Source organism: Rhodococcus sp. BH5 (genome assembly GCF_027583855.1).
In the GTDB taxonomy this organism is placed as follows: domain Bacteria; phylum Actinomycetota; class Actinomycetes; order Mycobacteriales; family Mycobacteriaceae; genus Rhodococcus_F; species Rhodococcus_F qingshengii.
In genome coordinates this window covers 232,148-253,832 of the sequence record NZ_JAJHVW010000006.1, presented here as the reverse complement: position 1 = coordinate 253,832, position 21,685 = coordinate 232,148, and the positions used below count along the sequence as shown (strand labels likewise).

General features: G+C 63.0%; 22 protein-coding genes. 14 read left to right on the top strand and 8 right to left on the bottom strand.

What is annotated here, in order from left to right:
* Positions 1-107: 107 nt before the first annotated feature.
* The 3 genes from RhoBH5_RS17680 (at position 108) to RhoBH5_RS17670 (ending at position 2,852) form a co-directional block, all read left to right on the top strand.
* Positions 108-635 (top strand): nuclear transport factor 2 family protein, encoded by a 528-nt coding sequence (locus tag RhoBH5_RS17680; protein ID WP_270008606.1) that lies wholly within the window; start codon positions 108-110, stop codon positions 633-635.
* Positions 636-639: 4 nt separating this feature from the next.
* Complete coding sequence (locus tag RhoBH5_RS17675; RefSeq protein WP_003940612.1) at positions 640-1,773, top strand: oxidoreductase; 1,134 nt, start codon at positions 640-642, stop codon at positions 1,771-1,773.
* Between the two features lie 80 nt (positions 1,774-1,853).
* Positions 1,854-2,852 carry an MDR family oxidoreductase gene (locus RhoBH5_RS17670; protein WP_270008605.1) on the top strand — a complete coding sequence of 333 codons (999 nt, stop codon included), beginning with the start codon at positions 1,854-1,856 and terminating at the stop codon, positions 2,850-2,852.
* A gap of 5 nt (positions 2,853-2,857) precedes the next feature.
* On the opposite strand, the gene RhoBH5_RS17665 is transcribed toward RhoBH5_RS17670, so the two are convergent.
* Positions 2,858-3,409, bottom strand: coding sequence for a ribonuclease H family protein (locus RhoBH5_RS17665; protein WP_270008637.1), 552 nt, complete (start codon positions 3,407-3,409; stop codon positions 2,858-2,860).
* 45 nt (positions 3,410-3,454) lie between these two features.
* On the opposite strand from RhoBH5_RS17665, the gene RhoBH5_RS17660 reads away from it, so the two are divergent.
* From RhoBH5_RS17660 to RhoBH5_RS17650, 3 genes are all read left to right on the top strand, one after another.
* Entirely contained in the window at positions 3,455-4,408 is a 954-nt protein-coding gene (locus RhoBH5_RS17660) for a DNA-3-methyladenine glycosylase family protein (RefSeq protein ID WP_270008604.1), read from the top strand.
* 29 nt (positions 4,409-4,437) lie between these two features.
* Positions 4,438-5,088, top strand: a complete 651-nt coding sequence (locus RhoBH5_RS17655; RefSeq protein WP_270008603.1) for a pyridoxamine 5'-phosphate oxidase family protein — start codon at positions 4,438-4,440, stop codon at positions 5,086-5,088.
* A 111-nt stretch (positions 5,089-5,199) separates the two neighbouring features.
* Positions 5,200-5,697 (top strand): hypothetical protein, encoded by a 498-nt coding sequence (locus tag RhoBH5_RS17650; RefSeq protein WP_003940625.1) that lies wholly within the window; start codon positions 5,200-5,202, stop codon positions 5,695-5,697.
* Positions 5,698-5,704: 7 nt separating this feature from the next.
* Here RhoBH5_RS17650 and RhoBH5_RS17645 read toward each other — a convergent pair whose 3' ends face one another.
* The 5 genes from RhoBH5_RS17645 to RhoBH5_RS17625 form a co-directional block, all read right to left on the bottom strand.
* A complete protein-coding gene (locus RhoBH5_RS17645; RefSeq protein WP_019745393.1) occupies positions 5,705-6,094 on the bottom strand; it encodes an ArsR/SmtB family transcription factor in 390 nt (129 codons plus the stop codon).
* A 60-nt stretch (positions 6,095-6,154) separates the two neighbouring features.
* Positions 6,155-7,351: an acetyl-CoA C-acetyltransferase gene (locus tag RhoBH5_RS17640; protein ID WP_270008602.1), complete on the bottom strand. Its 1,197-nt coding sequence runs from the start codon at positions 7,349-7,351 to the stop codon at positions 6,155-6,157.
* Positions 7,352-7,391: 40 nt separating this feature from the next.
* Complete coding sequence (locus RhoBH5_RS17635; protein ID WP_270008601.1) at positions 7,392-7,844, bottom strand: MaoC family dehydratase; 453 nt, start codon at positions 7,842-7,844, stop codon at positions 7,392-7,394.
* A 69-nt stretch (positions 7,845-7,913) separates the two neighbouring features.
* Positions 7,914-8,660: a GntR family transcriptional regulator gene (locus RhoBH5_RS17630; RefSeq protein ID WP_003940169.1), complete on the bottom strand. Its 747-nt coding sequence runs from the start codon at positions 8,658-8,660 to the stop codon at positions 7,914-7,916.
* Between the two features lie 31 nt (positions 8,661-8,691).
* Positions 8,692-9,843 carry an acyl-CoA dehydrogenase family protein gene (locus RhoBH5_RS17625; protein ID WP_270008600.1) on the bottom strand — a complete coding sequence of 384 codons (1,152 nt, stop codon included), beginning with the start codon at positions 9,841-9,843 and terminating at the stop codon, positions 8,692-8,694.
* A 200-nt stretch (positions 9,844-10,043) separates the two neighbouring features.
* Between RhoBH5_RS17625 and RhoBH5_RS17620 the strand changes: the two genes are divergently transcribed.
* From RhoBH5_RS17620 to RhoBH5_RS17610, 3 genes are read left to right on the top strand one after another with little or no spacing between them, the layout of a single operon-like run.
* Positions 10,044-10,919: an HpcH/HpaI aldolase/citrate lyase family protein gene (locus RhoBH5_RS17620; RefSeq protein WP_270008599.1), complete on the top strand. Its 876-nt coding sequence runs from the start codon at positions 10,044-10,046 to the stop codon at positions 10,917-10,919.
* The gene (locus tag RhoBH5_RS17615; RefSeq protein WP_270008598.1) at positions 10,916-11,914 is read left to right on the top strand and encodes a MaoC family dehydratase; all 999 of its coding nucleotides are present in this window, start codon (positions 10,916-10,918) and stop codon (positions 11,912-11,914) included. The genes RhoBH5_RS17620 and RhoBH5_RS17615 overlap by 4 nt, the downstream gene beginning before the upstream one ends.
* Positions 11,915-11,945: 31 nt before the next feature.
* The gene (locus tag RhoBH5_RS17610; RefSeq protein WP_270008597.1) at positions 11,946-13,166 is read left to right on the top strand and encodes a CoA transferase; all 1,221 of its coding nucleotides are present in this window, start codon (positions 11,946-11,948) and stop codon (positions 13,164-13,166) included.
* A 66-nt stretch (positions 13,167-13,232) separates the two neighbouring features.
* Here RhoBH5_RS17610 and RhoBH5_RS17605 read toward each other — a convergent pair whose 3' ends face one another.
* Positions 13,233-14,390: an acyl-CoA dehydrogenase family protein gene (locus tag RhoBH5_RS17605; RefSeq protein WP_270008596.1), complete on the bottom strand. Its 1,158-nt coding sequence runs from the start codon at positions 14,388-14,390 to the stop codon at positions 13,233-13,235.
* Between the two features lie 195 nt (positions 14,391-14,585).
* Here RhoBH5_RS17605 and RhoBH5_RS17600 point away from each other — a divergent pair, with 195 nt between their 5' ends.
* The 5 genes from RhoBH5_RS17600 (at position 14,586) to RhoBH5_RS17580 (ending at position 20,789) form a co-directional block, all read left to right on the top strand.
* Positions 14,586-16,049 (top strand): MFS transporter, encoded by a 1,464-nt coding sequence (locus RhoBH5_RS17600; protein ID WP_270008595.1) that lies wholly within the window; start codon positions 14,586-14,588, stop codon positions 16,047-16,049.
* A 134-nt stretch (positions 16,050-16,183) separates the two neighbouring features.
* Positions 16,184-17,314: a thiolase family protein gene (locus RhoBH5_RS17595; RefSeq protein WP_270008594.1), complete on the top strand. Its 1,131-nt coding sequence runs from the start codon at positions 16,184-16,186 to the stop codon at positions 17,312-17,314.
* 54 nt (positions 17,315-17,368) lie between these two features.
* Positions 17,369-18,133 carry an SDR family NAD(P)-dependent oxidoreductase gene (locus RhoBH5_RS17590; protein ID WP_003939944.1) on the top strand — a complete coding sequence of 255 codons (765 nt, stop codon included), beginning with the start codon at positions 17,369-17,371 and terminating at the stop codon, positions 18,131-18,133.
* A gap of 41 nt (positions 18,134-18,174) precedes the next feature.
* The gene (locus tag RhoBH5_RS17585) at positions 18,175-19,830 is read left to right on the top strand and encodes a class I adenylate-forming enzyme family protein (RefSeq protein WP_270008636.1); all 1,656 of its coding nucleotides are present in this window, start codon (positions 18,175-18,177) and stop codon (positions 19,828-19,830) included.
* 53 nt (positions 19,831-19,883) lie between these two features.
* Positions 19,884-20,789: an NAD(P)H-dependent flavin oxidoreductase gene (locus tag RhoBH5_RS17580; RefSeq protein WP_245361854.1), complete on the top strand. Its 906-nt coding sequence runs from the start codon at positions 19,884-19,886 to the stop codon at positions 20,787-20,789.
* Here the strand turns inward: RhoBH5_RS17580 and RhoBH5_RS17575 are convergent.
* Complete coding sequence (locus tag RhoBH5_RS17575) at positions 20,786-21,682, bottom strand: LysR family transcriptional regulator (RefSeq protein WP_003939949.1); 897 nt, start codon at positions 21,680-21,682, stop codon at positions 20,786-20,788. The two genes, RhoBH5_RS17580 and RhoBH5_RS17575, sit on opposite strands and share 4 nt — an antisense overlap.
* Between the last annotated feature and the right edge of the window lie 3 nt (positions 21,683-21,685).

Below are 21,685 nucleotides of genomic sequence, written 5' to 3'. Positions count from 1 at the left end.
TCGCTCGACCATACCGAGTGCCGTCGCGCTCACCGGGACAGGTCGTTGACGGCCCGCCCGGAGCACCCGAATGTGAACCCATCTTGCCGATCACCGTTGGAGGTTGAATGTCTCAGGCCGAGTCCGAAGTGGGGTCGATCAGTGCCGTCGAGGAACTGCTCGCAATCGAGGAAATCAAGCGTGTGTTCGCCGCGCGCCTACGCTGCATGGACACCAAGCAGTGGCACGTCTACCCAACCCTGCACACCGCAGACGTCGTCAGCGAGACGTGGGGCGGACTCCCGACAGACAAGCAACCCAAGACCGGCGACACCTCGAACCAGGTAGTGGGCATCGACAAACTCACCGCGGCAATTCGGAACATGCTCGACGGCGACATCCTCCTCACCACGGCGCACCACGCACACACTCCCGAAATCGTGCTGACCTCGCCCACCACCGCAACCGGCATCTGGGCGATGGAGGACATGCTGTGGTGGAACGACGGCGAGAAAGAACTGCACCTACACGGCTACGGCCACTACCACGAGAAATACCGCAAAGAAGACGGCAAGTGGCTGATCAGCTACCGAACCCTCACCCGGCTCCGTGTCGACCAGGACCCCGGATTCTTCCGATTCATGAAAGCGCTGTGACGAAGTGACCAACCCGCTGTTCCAACCGCTCCGCATCCGTTCGCTCGAACTGTCCAACCGCATAGTCATGTCGCCGATGACGCGCACGTACTCCATCGAAGGTGTGCCCGGCCGCGACGTTGCCGACTACTACCGCCGACGAGCTGAGGGCGGCACCGGACTGATCGTCACCGAAGGCGTCGCGATCGATCACGAGACTGCTGTCGACCACGCCAACGTCCCCAACCTCCACACTCCCGCTGCTCAGGCCGGATGGCGGAAGGTAGTCGACGACGTGCACGCTGCGGGCGGCAAGATCGTGCCTCAGCTCTGGCACGTCGGACCTTTGTGGGGCGCGATGACGCAGATGGACCCCTCACTCAAGCCGATGCGCCCCTCTGGCGAATGGGGCCCGCTCGGCGTCACCTCGTACTCCGCTGCCTACGTCGAACGCGCACAGGCCAGCACCGAAGCGATGACCGAGCAGGACATCCAGGACGTCATCGACGCGTACGTCCGTAGCGCGAAGCACGCCGTCGAACTCGGCTTCGACGGCATCGCGATCCACGGCGGTCACGGCTACCTCCTCGATTCCTTCTTCTGGGAGGGCACCAACCAGCGCGACGACGCGTGGGGAGGCGACCTGGAGCGTCGTACCAGGTTCCCGGCCGCCGTCGTCGCCGCGATCCGCGCGGCCATCGGACCGGATCTGCCGATCATCTACCGTTTCTCACAGCACAAGCAGCAAGATTTCACCGCGAAGATCGCCGAAACCCCCGAAGAGTTGGGCGTCATCCTGGGCGCGCTGGTCGACGCCGGAGTCGACGTTCTCGACGCCAGCATCAGGCGTTTCGACGTGCCGGCCTTCGAAGGCAGCGATCTCTCGTTGGCGGGTTGGGCGAAGAAGCTGACCGGCGCCGTCACGATGGCCGTCGGCAGCGTCGGTATCGGAAAGTCGCTGCGGGACAGCCGCATCGAAGGCGTCGCACCTGTAGTCGACAACATCCCACAGCTCGAGGAGCGCATCGGCAGCGGAGAGTTCGATCTGATCGCGATCGGCCGTCTCCATCTCGCCGATCCTGCATTGGCAACTACCCTGCGCGCCGGTGGCCCGCTACCGGCGTTCGATCGAGCGGTGCATGAGGGCAGCTTGATCTAGGGGCTCCGCCCCTGTGCGCCTTTCCGGTAGTTCGCACTACCAAAAAGGCGCACAGGGCCGAAGGCCTTTATGTTCGACCCATGACTACTTTCAACGCCTGGGTCGCCCGCGACAGCGACGGCACCATCGACTTCGCCCCCGAAACCGTCGACGAATCGTTCCTCCCGGCAGGTGAGGTCACCATTCGCGTCGAGTATTCGAGCGTCAACTACAAGGACGCGCTCGCGGTCACGCCGAAAGGCGGGGTGGTTCGCGATTACCCGATCGTCCCCGGCATCGACGTCGCCGGCGAGGTCATTGCCTCCGAGTCCGACGCATTCGCCCCGGGCGACAAGGTCGTCGCACATGGCTACGAGATCGGGACCGCCCGCAACGGCGGCTACGCCGAGATCGCCCGTTTGCCTGCCGAGTGGGTCGTGAAGCTCGACGGCATTTCCACCGCCGACGCTGCCGCGATCGGCACGGCGGGATTCACCGCGGCCATGAGTGTCCAAGCCATTCTGTCCAGCGGAGTGAAGCCCACCGACGGTCCCGTCCTGGTGACGGGCGCGAGCGGCGGAGTCGGCACCGTCAGCGTCGACCTTCTGGCAAGCGCGGGCTTCGACGTGGTCGCCTCCAGCGGTAAGCCAGGCGCGGCAGACCTTCTGACGTCACTCGGTGCGTCTTCGGTGATCGGCCGGCTCCCCGAGGATCCCGACGCCAAGCCTCGCCCGCTCGGAAAATCTCAGTGGGCGGCGGCCGTCGACTGCGTCGGTGGAAAGACCCTCGCTCACGTTCTGAGCACGATCAATTACGGCGGTGTTGTGGCCGCCAGCGGATTGACCGGTGGCGCCGCGCTTCACACGACCGTGCTGCCGTTCATTCTCCGCGGAGTCTCACTGCTGGGCATGGACTCGGTATTGATGCCGATCGAGCCCCGTCGCGCGCTGTGGACCCGGTTGGGCTCCGACTTGGCGCCACGTCATCTGAAGGAGATCACGAACCTCGTTGCCGTCCGCGACGTCGTATCGGTGATCGATCAGGTCCGCGAAGGCAAGTACACCGGCCGGGCGCTGGTTCAGGTTGCCGACGGGTTCTGAACCGCTCAGAAAAGTGTGAACAAATCTGCCGGTTCTTCGGCCGTCGTGGACTTCTCCTTGTAGGGGGAGTTCACGGCGATCGGTTCCTTCTTCACCGGGGCAGCAAGCGGCACCGATGCGATGTCCCCCGAGACGATGGCGCGTGCGGCTTCGCCGGCCAGCTTGTCTGCCATTTCGTTGTAGTGGTTGCCGACGTGCCCGCGGACCCAGCGAAAGCGCACCGGTCCGACACGATCGGTGATGGCTCGATCGATACTCTGCACCAGTTCGAGGTTCTTGACCGCCCCGCCGCTCGCGGTCTTCCAGCCCTTGCGCTTCCAACTGGGCAACCATTCGGAAGCGCACTTGATGGCGTACTGCGAGTCGGATTCGATGAGCAGAGGATCAGCACCGGGATGGGCGACGACGGCCTCGAACAGAGCACGCAACTCGGCAATCTGGTTGGTGCCGGACGCTTCTCCGCCGGACAGGCTCGGACCCTCGTGATTGACCCACGCCCAGCCGATAGCCCCGCCGGGGTTTCGCAGACAGGATCCGTCGGTGCTCACGATGATCATGGCTCGGACAATACGTTGCGCCACCGACACACGCCTTAACGGAGGATGGACGGTGGCGATACGCTGACCTCGATGACGCCGCCATCTCCCGCCGACGAAGTCACGGTGACTTCTCAGCGACCACTCGATGCCGCGCTGACGCTCAGCCCGCATCAGCGCGGACCCGGCGACCCCGCACATCGACGGTCCGCCGACGGAGCGATCTGGCGAGTTTCCCGCCAACTGTCGGGTCCTGTGACCTACCGCATCACCCAGTCGGATCGCCATACGGTCCGGGTACAGGCCTGGGGTCCCGGCGCCACGGAATTCCTGACCGGCGCCGAAGCGCTGCTCGGCCTCGATGACGAAGCCGAAGATTTTGCTCCCGAACATCCCAAGCTCGCCGAAGCTCATCGACGCTTCCCTCATCTACGCATCGGCCGCACCGGCCGCGTCATGGAAGCCCTCGTTCCCGCGATCCTCGAGCAACGAGTCCACGGCATCGACGCGTTTGCCGCGTGGCGCCGCCTGCTGACCAAGTTCGGTGAGCGCCCACCCGGCCCCGCGCCCGACGGAATGCGAGTTCCACTCACCGCGGACCAATGGCGTCGAATGCCGTCATGGGAGTTCCATCGCGCGAACGTCGATCCCGCGAGGTCCAAGACGATCGTTCAGTGTGCTCGCGTCGCCGACCGTCTCGAGCAAGCATCCACGTTCCCCAGGGCCGAGGCGACCAAACGGTTGCGAGCGGTGCCCGGCGTCGGGATCTGGACTGCCGCCGAAGTGGCTCAGCGTGCCTTCGGCGATTCCGATGCACTCTCGGTCGGCGACTACCACCTCGCTGCCGTCGTCGGGTGGTCACTGCTGGGTGAACCGATCGACGACGCCGAGATGGTGCAGTACCTCGCTCCCCTTCAACCGCATCGATACCGCGCCGTGAGGCTTCTGCAGGTCAGCGGCCAAGCCGTCAAACCCAAGTTCGGTCCGCGAACTGCCGTCGCCGACCACCGCTGGCACTGAGGGATTGCACCGAGAAGCAGGAGATAACAATGTCGACCCGATACGCACACATCGCCTTCTCCCCCGCTGCGGTGGAGCGTCAGCGGTCGACCGGGAGTTTTACCGTCTACGGTTCGAAACTCGATCAGCCCGACGAAGGCCCGATGGAATTCGATTTCCGCGCGCAGGGATTCGTGAAATCCGTGGATTCCTTCTTCATGTCCACGGTGACGCCCGACGGTTGGCCGTACGTCCAACATCGTGGCGGCCCGCGCGGATTCCTGCATGTGTTGGGCCCGAACCGAATCGGATTCGCCGATCTTCCCGGCAATCAGCAATTCGTGACACTCGGCAATCTGGAAGCGAACGATCGCATCTCGCTGTTCGTCATCGACTACCCGACGCGGACGAGATTGAAGATCTACGGGCGGGCGCAGGTGATCGAAGCGGACGAGGACCCTGCACTACTGCAACAACTCTTGCAAGTTCCCGGCGGCACCATGACGGCAAAAGCCCAGCGTTCCATCGTCATCGACGTCGAAGCGTTCGACTGGAACTGCAGTCGAAACATCACACCTCGCTTCGACAAGGAGCGCATGGACGAATCCCTCGCTCTGGCACGCCAACCCCTGCAAGCCGAGGTCGATCGGCTTACTGCCGAGGTCGAAGAACTGCGCGCTCGCTTGTCGAAAAACGAATGAGACTGGGCGGTTTCAGGGCACACGGAGTCGGGTAGCCACCAAACACGGCCCGTCGCGCGGAGACGACGGGTCCCGTTGTGCCCGAGGAGGTCCGCACGATCGATCCAGACGGTGGAGTTCTGGTTAACGAACTGCACCGCCACCATTCACGACTGGTTCCACACAGACAGATTGGCCGTCCCCATGAAACTGTCCCGAACTCTCACCATGTCCGTACTCGTTGTCGCCGCAGTCGGCGCCGGAGCCGGCACCGCGGTCGCAGCGCCCCCGAATGCGGGCTTCGATCCGTCCCAACCCCTACTGACACCGACCGCAGAGTCGAACAGCCAGGCGGCGTTGATGCTCTTCCCCGGTAACGATCCGAAGCAGGCCGCGTTCGACACGATGGCCAACGAGGTCAATATCGGCTGGAACAACGGTGGTCTGCAGTCGACCCTGATCGGAGCCAACCTCGGCGTCGGAATCGGCTGCCTGTCGATCTTCCCGAACTTCATCGCCGGCTGCATCGTCGGTGGAGTCATCGGCACGGTTGCCGGAGTCGGCGCAGGAATCACCAACGGAAACCCGAACGCTGCACCGGCCGTCGAGAAGTTCTTCGCGACTCCTTGAGTAGCGCTCAGCTGTGCGTGTGCCCGGGGGTGGGTGTCTCGTCGTGAAAATGTGTGGCGCCGATCGAATGCAGCAGCTGGTGAACGGTGTCGTCTGCCAGTTGGTATCGCATCGATCGGCCGTCGCGCGTTGCGCTCACCCACCCCTGGCTACGCAGTAGCCGCAGCGCATGTGAGACGGCTGTGCCGCTCATCCCCAGCGCCACGGACAAATCCGTGACGCAGATACCAGGTGCGTGGTGCAGGCAGAGCAGCAGACGCAGACGGTTGGCGTCGGAGAGAAGCTCGAAGCGCCCGGACCAACTGGTGACATCCAAACCCTCGAGTGCAGCCCTGGCGCGACGAACATCCTCGACGCTCAGCGCGCCACTGGTGTCTGCTGCGCCCGCATTCGTCAACCGACTGCCTCCGTAGAACTTCCGATCCCCCGCCGCAAGTGTACCCAGAAGCAAACCTCGTCAGGCAGACTCCACCACGGCCGCCATACCCTGGCCACCGCCGATACACATGGTCAACAGCGCTTTTCCGCCGCCGCGTCGGCCGAGTTCGTGAAGCGCAGTTGTTGCCATACGCGCACCCGTCGCTCCCACGGGGTGCCCGAGCGAGATGCCGGAACCGTTGACGTTCAGGCGATCGAGGTCCTCGAATCCCCATTCCTTCACGACGCCGAGAACCTGGCACGCAAACGCCTCGTTCAGCTCGACCAGATCGAAATCGGCAAAGCTTGCCCCGGTGCGAGCAAACAGTTTCGAGACGGCCGCAACCGGCCCGAGGCCCATCAGCGCCGGTTCACAACCGGCCGCGGCCCAGCTGTCGAGGAACCCGATGGGTTCCAGCCCCAGCTCGTCCAGACGATCCTCGGCGACCACCAACATCGCTGCCGCAGCGTCATTCTGTTGGCTGGCGTTACCTGCGGTCACGACGCCTCCCTCGGTCAACGCACGCAGCCGTGCCAAGGTTTCGAGTGAGGTATCCGGACGGATCCCCTCGTCAGCACGAAACTGTGTGACGTTCCCTTTTCGATCGGTCAGTTCGACGGCGACGATTTCGGCATCGAAGCGGCCGGATTCTCTTGCCAGTGTCGCTTTTCGGTGACTGTCGACCGCAAAGGCGTCCGACTCTTCCCTACTGATCCCGCAGCGTGTCGCGACGTTCTCGGCCGTTTCGATCATTCCGCTGATCCGGCCGAAACGCCACTCGGGTTGCGAGCGCTCTCGACCACGATCGAGGCGGTCGAACAGTTGCAGCCCACCGGATTTGGTGCCCCACCGCGCTCCGGTGGTGTAGTGCTCGATCCCGCTCATCGATTCGACGCCGCCCGCGAGAACCACGTCGGCCGCACCCGTCTGGACCATCATGGCCGCGGTAACGATGGCCTGCAGACCCGTTCCACATCGGCGATCCGTCTGGAAGCCGGCTACCGAAATCGGCAACCCTGCCTCGAGCGCCGCCCACCTTCCGATGCACGGTGCCTCCGAATTGGCATACGACTGCCCCATCGCGACGTCGTCGATGCGGGACGGATCGATTCCGCTACGACGCACGGTCTCCTTGACGACAGTGGCAGCCAGACTTTCCGCAGGCACGTCACGAAGTGCCCCTCCGAAACGGCCCACCGCGGTTCTGACCGGCGCGACCAATGCTGCTCGTTTCACAACTGACCTCGAATCTCGTTCTGGAAGAATGGAAAAGGATTCAGGAGACCAACAGGCGCACGGTATCCGCCACCAGCGCAGGTTTACCTGCTCCTTCGATTTCGATCGTGTACCGCACGACAATCGTCGCGCCCTTCGCGGTGCGCTCGAAGGAAAGAATCTCCGCACCTGCCCGCACCGAAGAACCGACCTTGACCGGTTCGGGGAATCGCACCTTGTTGCTTCCGTAGTTCACGGTCATGGAGATTCCGTCGACACGCATCACCTGAGCGCCGAGCACCGGCAACAACGAAAGAGTCAGATAGCCGTGGGCGATGGTGCCGCCGTACGGGCCCCGCGCTGCGCGCTCGGGATCCACGTGAATCCACTGGTGATCCTCGGTGGCGTCGGCGAACTTGTCGATCCGATCCTGTGTGACCGGGAACCACGCGCTGTAGCCCAAGTGCTCACCGACAGCCGTCTCAACTTCGTCGATTCCGTTGAAAATTCGCATAGTTCTCTCCTGAAAGGTGTTGAACAGCAAAGAAAATGGCGCAGCGCTAATGTGCGCCGCGGCGCAGTGTTAATGTGCGCCGCGGCGCAGCGTCACCCGATAGGTGTACTGCTCCGGCAAGAAGTAACTCACCGACAACTCGTTGGCAACGCCCTGCGCGTTGGAGTACAAACGGTCCACCCGTAACATCGCGTGGCCGATTTCGCAATCGACGTCCCTGGCAACGTCTGCCGTTGCCGGGGACACCGTGATCGATTGTGCTGCTTCGACAATCGGACTGTCGATCAGCGGTTCCAGCAGGCCGATCACCGTATTGGCGCTCACCGCACCGGCTGCCATGGCGGGCAGGTCGATGATTTGCCGCGCGATCGCCTCCGGCAGATGCGCCGTCGTCTGCACGAACGGAACTCCCTCGTGTATCCGTCGGAAGACCACGGTGTACACGACGTCGGTGTCGAGCCGAAGCCGACTGGCCGCCTCGATGTCCACTCGCCGTTGCAGCGGTGACACAACTTCCATCGTCGTGTCCCGCGAAAGGTTCATGAGATCTTCGATGGACCCGAGATGACGGAGGTAGCGGCCACTGTTCTCGGTCACGAACGTTCCGCGCCCAGGTACTCGGTACACGATGCCCTCGGCAACAAGGTCGTGAAAGGCTCGGCGGACCGTCTGCCGACTCACGCCGTGATGCTGCGCCAGTTCGGATTCAGTGGGCAGTTGAATGCCGTCGCGGTAGGTACCGGCAGAGATCTGCTGACGAAGCTCACGAGAGAGGCGTTGGTACGCCGGCTCCGTCTCTCTTTCCTTACCGCTCATAGCGACATGATCCTACTTGCTCACCGGTCCGTCACAGACCGCCGCGGGCAACCAGCTGCGAAACGATCACGTTGCGCTGAATTTCGTTGGTTCCCTCCCCGACGATCATCAGTGGTGCATCACGGAAATACCGCTCGACGTCGTACTCCGTCGAGTAGCCGTAACCGCCGTGGATGCGGACGCCGGACAACGCGATTTCCATCGCCACCTCGGAGGCGTACAGCTTCGCCATGCCTGCCTCCATGTCGCACCGCTCCCCACTGTCGTACATCTGCGCCGCGTGCCAGGTCAGCTGCCGCGCGGCCGTCAGCTTCGTTGCCATGTCGGCGAGGTAATTGCCGATCGACTGGTGCTTCCAGATCGGCTGGCCAAAGCTCTCGCGCTGCTGCGCGTACGCAAGTGAATCCTCGAGTGCGGCCGTGGCGACGCCCAGTGCGCGGCAAGCCACCTGGATACGGCCGGTCTCGAGCCCCTTCATCATCTGACCGAAGCCCTTTCCGGGAGTGCCACCCAGAATGGCCGACTCGGAGATGCGGTAGTTGTCGAAGGACAGTTCACAACTCTCGACGCCCTTGTATCCGAGCTTCGGGAGGTCGCGGGAGACGGTCAGCCCTTCGCCGTGCTCGACGAGAACGATCGAGATGCCAGCATGACGAGGGCTTGCACTGGGATCGGTCTTGCACAGCAAGGCGATCACGCCGGACCGCCGGGCATTGGTGATCCAAGTCTTGGCACCGTTGACGACCAGATCAGTGCCGTCACTCTTGGCGTTGGTTGTCATGGCCTGCAGATCGGAGCCACCGCCGGGCTCGGTGAGGGCCATCGTTGCCCGGATCTCGCCGGTTGCCATTCGCGGCAGGTACTTCACCTTCTGTTCTTCGGTACCGAACAGCGAGATGAGCTTGGCGACCACCGTGTGACCGCCCATCGCGCCCGCCAGGGACATCCATCCGCGCGACAGTTCCTGCGTCACCTGCGCATAACAGGGCATGGACACCGGCGATCCGCCGTACTCCTCGGGAATCGCGAGGCCGTAGATCCCGATCTGCTTCATCTGATCGATCCACTTCTCGGGATACTCGTTCGCGTGCTCCACCTCCTGGACCGTGGGCTTGACCTCTCGGTCGACGAACCGGCGCACGGTTTCGATCAGGAATGTCTCTTCGTCGTTGAGCTTGAGCATGAATCCGCCTCGACTTGAAATAAGTTTGTACGGCCATATTTCGATATTGTTCGCGCAATGTCAATACCGCGCCTTGACATCGATACGCAGCAACTGCCAGCATCGAGGCAGTTCGGTGCACATCAACGCCGTTCACGGCAGCACATCTATTTCGTAACTGGCCGTACATTTGATCACCAGATCGAGGTAATCGACACACTATGGACGAGAACCACTACCGCGCGACCAGACGCCGCGCGTCCCTGGTCGCGCCGGGTTCAGACGAGCGCAAGGCACGCAAAGCACTCTCTTCGAACGCAGACGAGGTGATTCTCGACCTCGAAGATGCCGTCACTTCGGCGAACAAGGACCTGGCGCGAACCCTCGTGAGCACCTTGGTGCACGAGTTCGGTAGGGCGCGCACCATCTCGGTCCGAATCAACGGCCTGACCACACCATGGGCCCGCGACGACCTGATCGCCTGCGGCGCCCTCGGAGAATCGCTGACGAGCGTGATCGTCCCGAAGGTCGAGTCCGCCGACGAACTACTCGAGGCCGAGCACATCCTCTTCACTGCCGGTGGGCACCACACCACCCTGCAAGCCCTGATCGAAACTCCGCTCGGCGTCCAGAATGCCGACTCCATCGCCCGCGCGACTCCTCGTCTGCTGGCCGCGATCATCGGATACGCCGATCTCGGTGCAGCGCTGGGCCGTTCACGCTCGGCACTGCCCGAACACTGGCTTGCTGTTCAGGACAGAATCCTGATCGCCTGCCGCGCAGCCGGCGTCGCAGCCATCGACGGGCCCTTTCTCGGCATCACCGACGACGACGCTTTCCGCCATGCCGTGCACTGGACCAGTGCTCTCGGGTTCGACGGCAAATGGGTCATCCACCCGGCACAGATCGACTCGGCCACTGCCGCATTCACTCCTTCGGACGACGCCGTCAATGACGCCCGACGGGTACTGACCGCCCTCGAAGAAGCCGAAACCCTGGGTTCGGGTGCCGCCCAACTCGACGGCCAGATGCTCGACGAAGCTGTGGCCGTGGCAGCGCGTCGTACGCTTGCCCGAGCCGAAGGAGTCACCGTATGAGCGAGCACTACGTGGGAGGCCCGTACTTCGACGAGCTCACCCATGGACAGATCTTCGACGAAGCCCCCGCGGTGACGTTGACCAGTGGACTCGCCGCCTCCCATCAGGCGATCCTCGGTGACCGCATGCGCTTGCCTCTCGATGCACACTTGTCGTCGAGCGTCACGGGTTCCGTTGCACCAGTGGCAAATCCAGGACTGGTCACTGACATCGCCATCGGCCAGTCAACCGTGGTCACACACCACGTCAAGGCGAACCTCTTCTACCGTGGACTGCGTTTCCACCGTTTCCCGGTACTCGGCGACACTCTGTACACGCGCACCGAGGTTGTCGGTCTACGCGAGAACTCGGCCAAGCCGGGACGCGGCGCCACCGGACTTGCCGCGCTACGGATGACGTCTGCTGATCAGAACGGCAACACGGTCCTCGACTTCTACCGCTGCGCCATGCTCCCCCTGCGCCCCGACCCGATCGAGACGAGAACTCGCCACGCCGACGACCTCGGGGCGATCGGTCCGTCCGAACCGGCTCCGTACGTATCACCTGACGGTTGGGATCTCGACACGTATCGAGAGCGGGTACCCGGCAGGCACTTCCAGTCGGATTTGGTGGGCTCGGTATTCCGTAGCAGCGGCGACGTCGTCTCCAGCGCACCCGAACTTGCCCGGCTGAGTTTGAACATCGCAGCGACGCACCACGACGATCGCGTCGGCGCCCACGGTCGCCTCGTCTACGGCGGCCACACCATCGGGATCGCACTCGCCCAGGCGACTCGCGCTCTGCCCAACGTGGTGACGGTTCTCGGGTGGCACTCGTGCGATCACACCGGACCCGTTCACGAGGGCGATACCCTCACCAGTGAACTACACGTCGAAAACTCGTCGCCCCTCGAACACGGAACGGCAGTGCACTTGCGTTCGCTCGTGTTCTCCCACAATGCTTCTGCAACACAAACTCCGGTTCTCGACTGGCGTTTCACCGTGTTGATGGCATGATCGCACACTCTTCTATCACGGAGGACCACACATGACTCAGAGCGCAGGCCCGCTGTCCGGGCTTCGCATCGTCGAGGTCTCGAGCTTTGTCGCCGCGCCCCTGTGCGGACTGACTCTCTCCCAGCTCGGCGCCGAGGTGATCCGGATCGACCCGATCGGAGGTGCCTCCGATTACAAGCGCTGGCCCGTCACCGACAAGGGCGAGAGCATCTACTGGACCGGACTCAACAAAGGCAAACGGTCACTGTCAGTGGACATGCGCGCCGAGCGCGGCCAAGAACTGATACGCCAACTGGTCACGGCTCCGGGACCTGGCGGCGGAATCCTGGTCACCAATGCCGGCGGTCGCACCTGGATGAGCCACGACTCCCTGGCCCAGTTGCGTAGCGACGTCATCACCCTCGAGGTTCTCGGACGCCGCGACGGCAGCGCCGGGGTCGACTACACGGTCAACGCCGCGTTGGGATTTCCACAGATCACCGGCCCCGCGGACTACGCCGGAGTTGTCAATCACGCCTTGCCTGCCTGGGACGTCGCATGCGGGCTCTACGCCGCCCTGTCGATCACTGCCGCAGTGCGCCAACGTGACTCGACCGGTCATGGATCTCGGATCACGCTCCCACTCGAAGACGTCGCGCTGGCCACCGCGGGAACTCTCGGTTACCTCACCGAAGTTCAGGTGAACGGCCGCAGCCGCGAGTCCGACGGGAACGCCGTCTACGGCACGTACGGAATCGACTTCGTTTCCGGCGACAACGAACGGTTCATGATCGTTGCACTCACTACTCGCCATTTCCGTGACCTTGCGTCGGTCACCGGCACCGCGGCGGCTGTCGACGCCGTCGAAGGTGCCCTCGGAGCCGACTTCTCCACCGAGGCAGACCGCTACCGCCATCGAGAGGTGCTCACTGCTCTGTTCTCACATTGGTTCCGGGAACACAGCGCCGCCGAGATCACCGCAGCGCTGGACACATCGTCGGTTCTGTTCGAGAGGTACCGCAGTTTCGAGGAAGTGGTGAAATCTGGTGAACTGGAGAACAACCCGATGTTCTCCGCACTCGATCAACCTCGAATCGGAAGCTACCTGGCTGCCGCCAATCCTGCCTCGTTCGACGGCGCACACCTGGGTACCGGACCCGCCTCCGAGGTCGGCGGCGATTCGATCGCGGTGCTCGCCGACATCCTCGGAACCAACGCCGATCATGCCTCGACGCTGATCGCGGACGGCGTCGTCGGGGTTCCGGCGAACTGATTTACCCGGAACATGTTTTCGGCCTCGGAACAAGTGTTCCGAGGCCGAAAACATGTCGAGAGTGCGTCAGAGACCAAGATCCTTCGCGATGATGGTCTTCATGACTTCACTTGTGCCACCGTAGATTCGCGTGACGCGTGTGTCTGCATAAAGACGAGCGATGGGGTACTCGGTGATGTAGCCGTATCCGCCGTGCAACTGGAGGCACTTGTCGATCACTCGACCTGCCGCCTCGGTGCAGAACAGTTTCGCCTTCGCTGCATCGGGAATCGTCAGCGTGCCACGGTCATGACATTCGAGCGCGTTGTCGGACACCAACTGGATGGCATCGACCTCGGTAGCGCATTCGGCCAGAACGAATTTGGTGTTCTGGAATGCCGCGACCGGCTTGCCGAACACCTTGCGGTCCTTGACGTAGTCGATGGCAAACCGAAGCGCGGCGCTCGCGGTTGCCGCTGCTCCGAACGCGATGGTCAACCGCTCCTGAGCCAGGTTGTGGGTCAGATAGCTGAATCCGTCGCCCTCTTCTCCGAGGCGGTCCTCGACCGGCACCTGGACGTCGACAAACGAAAGCTCCGCAGTATCTGAGGTCTTGAGACCGATCTTGTTGATCTTGCGCCCCACCGAGTATCCGGTCGACGACGTATCGATCACCAGAATCGACAACCCCGTGCGTCGGTTTTCCGCTGTGCTGGGCGCGGTACGGCACACCACCAGGACGCGATCGGCAAGTACCCCGCCGGTGATGAACGTCTTGGAACCATTGACCACGTAGTGCGTACCGTCCTCGGACAGCTTGGCCGTCGTCGAGATGTTCGCCAGATCCGACCCTGTTCCCGGTTCCGTCATCGCAATCGCGAACATCAGATCTCCGGAAGCGAAGCCCGGCAACCAGCGGCTCTTCTGTTCTTCGTTCGCGTACTCGAGCAGGTAGGGCAGGATCAAGTTCGTATGCACCGACTGCGAGCCGAAAGACGCCCCGGCGGCAGCAACTTCCTCGGCGACGACGACGTTGAACTTGAGCGAGCTCTCGCCGCCTCCGCCGTACTCCTCCGGCACCTGAATTCCGAGTACGCCCAGCTCTCCCAGCCGCCGGTAGAAGTCACGGGGCGGGTGACCGTCCTCTTCCCACTTCTCGTGGACCGGGGTTACTTCCTTCGCGATGAAATCGCGAACGGTAGCCCGGAATGCCTCGTGATCCTCGTTGAACACGGTGCGCTGCATGTATGAACTCCAGTCGGTCAAGGGAACAGGGTGATCCTGATCTCACCTTGCCTCAATGTTCCGCATTCGATCCAACACTCATCGGCTATACCTCCGATAGGGCGTACCAATATGGCCTGACCTGCGATACATAGGCAACCGCTATCGTTCCGATCATCGACGCGACATTGCTCAAAGTGATCCAGAACACGTTGAATGGGTCAGCCGGCAAACACACCACCATCGATCGCTTCGAGGCCGCGCTTCGAGCACGATCGCATCCGCCCACCAGTCTCGAAGGGACGCCACGTGACCCCCATCGCGCCACAGCGTAACGACGTCCAGCCCGAAGCAACAGCAACGCCAGATTCGTCAGCAGTTCCCGTCTTCGGTACCCGCAAGCGTGCGTGGACGATGACCGGGCTCGTCGTTTTCCTCTACATCGTCAACTACGCGGACAAGGCAGTCCTCGGAATCATCGCTCAGCCCCTCGCTCGTGAGCTCGGACTGAAGTCTTCGCAAATCGGCATGGTCGGCTCGCTCTTCTTCCTGATGTTCTGCATCGGTGGATTCCTCGCCGGACCGCTCAACAAGTACCTGACCCTGCGTTGGGCGCTGTTGATCCTGGCCGCAATCTGGTCCGTGGTCATGCTCCCCCTCGTTCTCGGCGCCAGCCTCGCGATGTTGATCGTCTCGCGCATGCTCCTCGGATTTGCCGAAGGCCCCAGCTCGGCGCTGATGCACACCGCGGCGTACTCGTGGCACCCGCCGGCCAAGCGCGGCCTTCCCGGCGCAATGCTCGCCGGATCCGCCTCCGTAGCAAAGATCGCCCTCGCGCCGGTACTGACCTTCATCGCCGTTCATTACGGCTGGCGCGCAGCGGTTCTCTCGCTCTCCGTTCTCGGTCTCGTGTGGATGGGTTGCTGGCTGGCCGGTTGGTCCGAGGGCCCGTACACGAGCAAGGCCGTCAAGGCGACCAAGACTGCAGGTACAGAAGCAACCGAGGCAGCCGGGACAGCAACTAAGGCGGTCACCGAGCCCAACGTTCCGTGGCGCAAGATCCTGCTCTCCCGCACCTTCGTCAGCTGCTGCTTCCTCATCGCCACCATCTACGCACTGACCACCGTCGTTCTCACCTGGCTGCCGTCGTACTTCGAGGTCGGCCTCGGATACAGTGCGATGCAAGCCGGTTCGATGTTCGCGCTGCCCTCGATCGTCGGCCTCGTCCTCATGATCACCTCCGGTTCCGTCACGGACAAGTTGATCGGCCGCGGCTTCACCTCTCGCACGGTTCGCGTCATCGTTCCCTGCGTCGGCGTTCTGATCTGCGGATCGATTCTCCTGTTCCTGCCACAGATCTCCACTCCCATCGTCGCTGTCGCCATGGTCTCGATCGGCTACGGATTCTCGGCAATCACCTTCCCGCTCATCAACGCTGCGATCTCGGAACTGTGCCCGCCGCAGCAAACTGCCGGAACCATGGGATTCTTCCTCGCCATCATGTCGATCGGCGGCCTGATTGCTCCCTACGCAACGGGAGTCATCGTGGACAACGCAGCAACCCCGGCCGACGGTTACGCCCAGTCCTTCCAGGCAATCGGCGTCATCGGAGTGATCGCCGCGGTTCTGGTCCTCGTCTTCGCCAATCCCGAGCGCGATCGCAAGCTCATCCGCGGCTGAATGCTCCACGTATAGCCATTCGCTAACAAAGCCATTCACCGAAAGACATTGCCGGGTCGACCCGCTCGTGATCGACTCGAGACACGCCCCGACCGCACAATCGCAACACCGGGCACGAACAGCAGGAGAGATACATGCGAGATGCCGTCATCGTCGACGCAGTACGTACACCGATCGGCCGTCGCGGCCGCGCCCTCTCGGAGATCCATCCGGCCGAACTGTCCGCACATGTACTGCGTGCGCTCGCTGAACGGACCGGACTCGACGCGGCCACGGTCGACGACGTGATCTGGGGATGCGTCAGTCAGGTCGGCGAACAGGCCGGAAGCATCGCCCGCACAGCGGCACTCGCCGCCGGCTGGCCCGACAGCGTTCCCGGCGTCACACTGACCCGGGCCTGCGGATCGAGCCAGCAGGCAGTTTCCTTTGCTGCGGCCACCGTCATCTCCGGTCAGAACGACGTGGTCGTAGCCGGAGGCGTCGAATCGATGTCGCGAGTACCGATGGGGACCGCCAGCAAGAACGGTGAGCATTTTCCGGCTTCGGTACTCGAACGCTACGGGGTGGACGGTTTCAGCCAGGGGACCGGCGCCGAGATGATGGCCCGCAAATGGGCACTCACACGAACAGCTCTGGACGAATACTCCCTCCGCTCACACGAACTCGCGGCCCGTGCCACCGATGAAGGGGCATTCACCGGGCAGATCACTCCGATCGCGGGCTTGTCCCAGGACGAAGGCATTCGGCGAGGCGGAAGTGTGGAGTCGCTCGCGAAGTTGCCCCCGGCCTTCGACGCCGACGGTGCCATCCACGCCGGCAACTCTTCTCAGATCTCCGACGGGGCGGGCGCCACACTCGTCACGACCAGCGAGTACGCCCGGGCACGCGGGTGGAAGCCGCTCGTTCGTATTCACACCGCAGTGCTCGCAGCCGACGACCCGGTCATCATGCTCACCGGTCCGATTGCCGCCACCGCAAAGGCATTGGATCGCTCCGGATTGTCCATCGACGACATCGGCGCCTTCGAGATCAACGAGGCATTCGCCCCCGTCCCGCTTGCCTGGCAGGCTGAAACCGGCGCAGCCATCGATCGTGTGAATCCGCTCGGCGGCGCTATCGCGGTCGGCCACCCACTCGGCGGATCAGGTGCGATCTTGATGACTCGCCTGGCACATCACATGCGCGACAACGGAATTCGCTACGGTCTCCAGTCGATGTGCGAGGCCGGCGGCATGGCCAATGCGACCATTCTCGAATTGATCTGACCCGACAACGCTTTCGGGCCGACACGTCATCCAGCAGGAAAGAAGAATTGATCCATGAAACTCGAGGGACTTTCCACCGCGATCACCGGCGGCGCTTCAGGCCTCGGCCTGGCAACCGCTCGACGGCTGCTCGACGCCGGAGCGCAGGTCACGTTGATCGATCTGCCTTCGTCCGACGGTAAGCAGGTGGCGGCCGATCTCGGTGCTGCCGCACAATTCGCCCCGGCCGACGTCACCGACAGCGAACAATTCGCCGAAGCACTCGACGCGGCGCACGAGCGCGGCGGCCTCCGCGGCGTCGTCCACTGCGCGGGTGCCGGGCGTCGTATGCGCATTCTCGACAAGGACGGAAAAGCCGGATCGGTCGAAGATTTCGAGTTCGTCGTCAAGCTGAATCTTGTCGGTTCGTTCAACGCACTCCGTCTCGGCGCCGAGCGGATGGCGGAACTCGACGCCGTGGACGGTGAGCGAGGTGCCATCGTCATGACGGCGTCGGTCGCAGCATTCGAAGGTCAGATCGGTCAGATCAACTACACAGCGTCCAAAGCCGGCATCGTCGGTATGACGGTCACCGCTGCCCGCGATCTCGCCAGCCGCGGAATTCGCGTCAACACCATTGCTCCCGGCATCATGGACACTCCCCTCCTGGCGCGCCTACGCGAAGACGTGCGCACGGCCCTCGAAGCCTCTGTTCCCAATCCCTCACGACTGGGTCGTCCGGACGAGTTCGGCCAGCTCGCCGTCTCGATGCTCGAGAACGGCTACCTCAACGGCGAGACCATCAGACTCGACGGCGCTATCCGAATGGCTCCCCGGTGACGGGCACCAGCGTGATCGCCAATCCACAACTGCGGCACAACATGCAATACCCGGATACCACCATGGCGTACTGGGCGCCCAGCATGGCGGCGCTCTACGGTGACCGCCTCGCCGTCGTGGACGGCGAGCGTACGTGCACCTTCCGCGAACTCGGCCAGCGCAGTGCGCAATTCGCCGGCGCACTGCGGCAAGCCGGGGTGGGCGTCGGCGACGTGGTGTTGATGCACCTCGGGAACTGCGTCGAGTTCCTCCAGGCTTACTACGGATGCCTACAGGCCGGGGCGACAGTCACATTGGTCAACCCACTGCAGCCAGAGCTCGGCCTGCGCAAGCAGATCGAGGAGACGTCCGCCGTTGCTGCAGTCACTCAGAGTTCGCAGCTGCACGTACTGCTCGCGGCCGCTTCAGGAACCTCCGTGCGTACGATCGTGATGGTCCAGGACACCGAGGGCGCGCTCGACACACCGGAGTCGGTCGTCGCATTCGACTCCTTCATCGCCGATCTACCCACCGAATTCACCCCTGCCTCGGTTCGTAGCGACGACATCGCACACATCGCGTTCACCGGCGGAACCACCGGAGTCTCCAAAGGTGTTCGTGTTCTTCACCGCAACGTCGTCGGCAACATCACACAGATGTGTGGGTGGAGAACCGGTCACGAGTTGGATGCAGGTCCTGAAGGTCTCGTCACTCCTCGACGCATCGATGGCCTCGACGTGCTCGGTCCGACGCCCGGGACCGGGGCGACCATCGTGGTCTCCCCTCTCTTCCACGCACATTCGTTGCTCAACACGTCGTTCCTGTTGATTTCCGGTCTCACCCAGGTGTTTGCCGGTCGGTTCGAACCCGGCCGGATGCTCGAGCTGATCGAAAAGCACGAGGCCACCTATCTCACCGGGTCTCCCGCCATGTGGCACGCACTGTCGGTTCATCCCGACGCCACGGTGCGCAACACCGACAGCGTGTGCGTCGTCTCTTCGGGTGCTGCCCCGATCGACAGTGTCACGCTCGCCGCACTCCGCCGGGCATTTCCCAAAGCGCTCGTCGTCGAAGGCTACGGGCTGACCGAGGCCACCTGTGTGGTCACGGCCGCTCCGCTGATCAACGGCTCGGAATATCGGCAGAGCAGCGTCGGCCTCCCGATCTTCGACACCGAAATCCAGATTCGCGATCAGCTCGACCGGAAGACCGTTCTGGGCGAGAACGAACGCGGCGAACTGTGGGTGCGTGGGCCTCAGGTCACCGACGGCTATCTCGGACACCCGGAAACCACCGCAGAACAGTTCGTCGACGGCTGGTTGGACACGGGAGACATCGCGTACCTGGACTCGGACGGATACCTCTTCATCTGTGACCGGGCCAAGGACATGCTCATCTACAAGGGATACAACGTCTATCCGCGGGAACTGGAAGAGATTCTGGTCTCGCACCCGGCGATCTCGACTGCCGCGGTCGTCGGCCGCGAAGTGGGGAACAACGGCCAGGAGCCCGTAGCCTTCGTCGTGATGATTCCGGGCACCGAGTTCGACGCCGAGCAGATCAAGGCGTTCGTCGCCGAGCAGGTGCTGCCGTACAAGAAGATTCGCGAAGTCGTCGAGGTAGAACTCCTTCCGACATCGGCTGCCGGTAAGGTCCTCAAGACCGACCTCCGCTCGAGACTTCTCGAATCCGTCGATCAGAAAGGCGGTTCCAGGTGACGACCTTCGCAGACCTGACGTCGCAACTGCGTGTCCCGGTTCTCGCTTCACCGATGTTCATCATCTCGACCCCTGACCTCGTCATCGCGCAGTGCACCTCTGGCATCATCGGGTCCTTCCCGGCACTGAATGCTCGTCCGCAGTCGGCACTTCGGGATTGGCTCAAACTGATCACCGTGGCTCGTGAGGAACATGATCGTGAGCACCCGGAGAATCCATCGGCGCCATTTGCCGTCAACCTCATCGTCCACCGGTCCAACAACCGCCTGGAAGAGGATCTGGCGACCATCGCCGAGTTCGAGGTTCCGATCGTCATCACGTCCCTCGGCGCTCGCACCGACATCAACGACGCAGTCCACGCATACGGCGGAATCGTTCTCCATGACGTCATCGACAATCGCTTTGCACGCAAGGCGATCGAGAAGGGCGCCGACGGACTGATCGCGGTAGCTGCCGGGGCCGGTGGCCATGCCGGTAGGCAGTCGCCGTTTGCCCTGATTCGGGAGATTCGTGAGTGGTTCGCCGGTCCACTGCTGTTGTCAGGTGCCATCGCTCATGGTGATTCGATTCTCGCTGCGCTCGCGGCCGGGGCCGATTTGGCATACGTCGGATCAGCTTTCATCGCAACCGAAGAGGCTAACGCGGATCCTGCGTACAAGGAGATGATCGTGGATTCAGGGGCCTCCGACATCGTCTATTCCAACCTGTTCACCGGAGTACACGGAAACTACCTGCGGGGCAGCATCGTTGCCGCCGGCTTGGACCCCGACAACCTGGCCGAATCCGATCCATCCGCAATGAGTTTCGCGACCAACGACACCGATACCAAGGCCTGGCGTGACATCTGGGGTGCCGGACAGGGCATCGGAGCGATCGATGCAGTCCTTCCGACGCATGCAGTAGTAGAGCGTCTCGCCGCCGAGTACTCTGCCGCGCGAGAACGTATCTGCCGACTCTAGTGCTGTGACCGGCGTTCGTCGGACAGGTACTCGTGGATCAGGTTCACGAATACCTGTCCCACCGGCGACAACGTCGAGGGGTCGAAGGCGAGACCGTACGCACGCAGGAATCTCGGCTCGCAGGCCCGTTCCACCACCTGACCAGGCATCGATTTCGCCACCGAGCGCTCGACCAACGAGCCGCCGAGTCCGGCGATGACCATCGGGAGCCGCGACTCCCGTTGCTCGGTCACCACCGCGAGTTCCGTTCTGGTACCGGCCTTTCGGATCGAATCTTCGATCGCGTCACCCATCGCTGCCCCGCGAGGAACGAATACCATGGGAATGTCCGGCATTTCCGAAAGGCGTACCGGCCCCTCGGGTAGTTCCGTTCCCGCCGGGTAGACCAGGCGGTATTCCTGCTCCCCCAATTCGACGATTTCGAGCCCTTCGCCCGCCTCGAGCGGCAGATGAGCCACCGCGAATTCGCAGTGGCCGTCCCGGATGAGACTTTCCAGATTGTCCTCACGCTCGAGTTCCGAGAATCTGACTCGCGCTTGCGGATACCGTCGACAGAACTCCGCAATCAGATCGACGATCGTCCCCGAGGTCAGTGCAGGGAAAGCCATGATGTCGAGGCGACCGACGATGGCGCCATCGGATGCCGTCAACTGTTCAGCCGCCGCAGCTACGTCTCGCAAAACCTGTCGACTCGGGCCGACCAGACTGCGACCGGCAGCACTGAGCACCATGCCGCGCCCGATGCGGTGGAACAGCCTCACTCCCAGTTCACGTTCGAGCCCGCGCAACGCTTGTGACACGGTCGGCTGAGCAACGCCGAGAGCCGCTGCGGCGCCGTTGATCCCCTTGTTCTCGACCACTGCGAGGAAGTACTCCATCTGCCGGAACTCCACAGT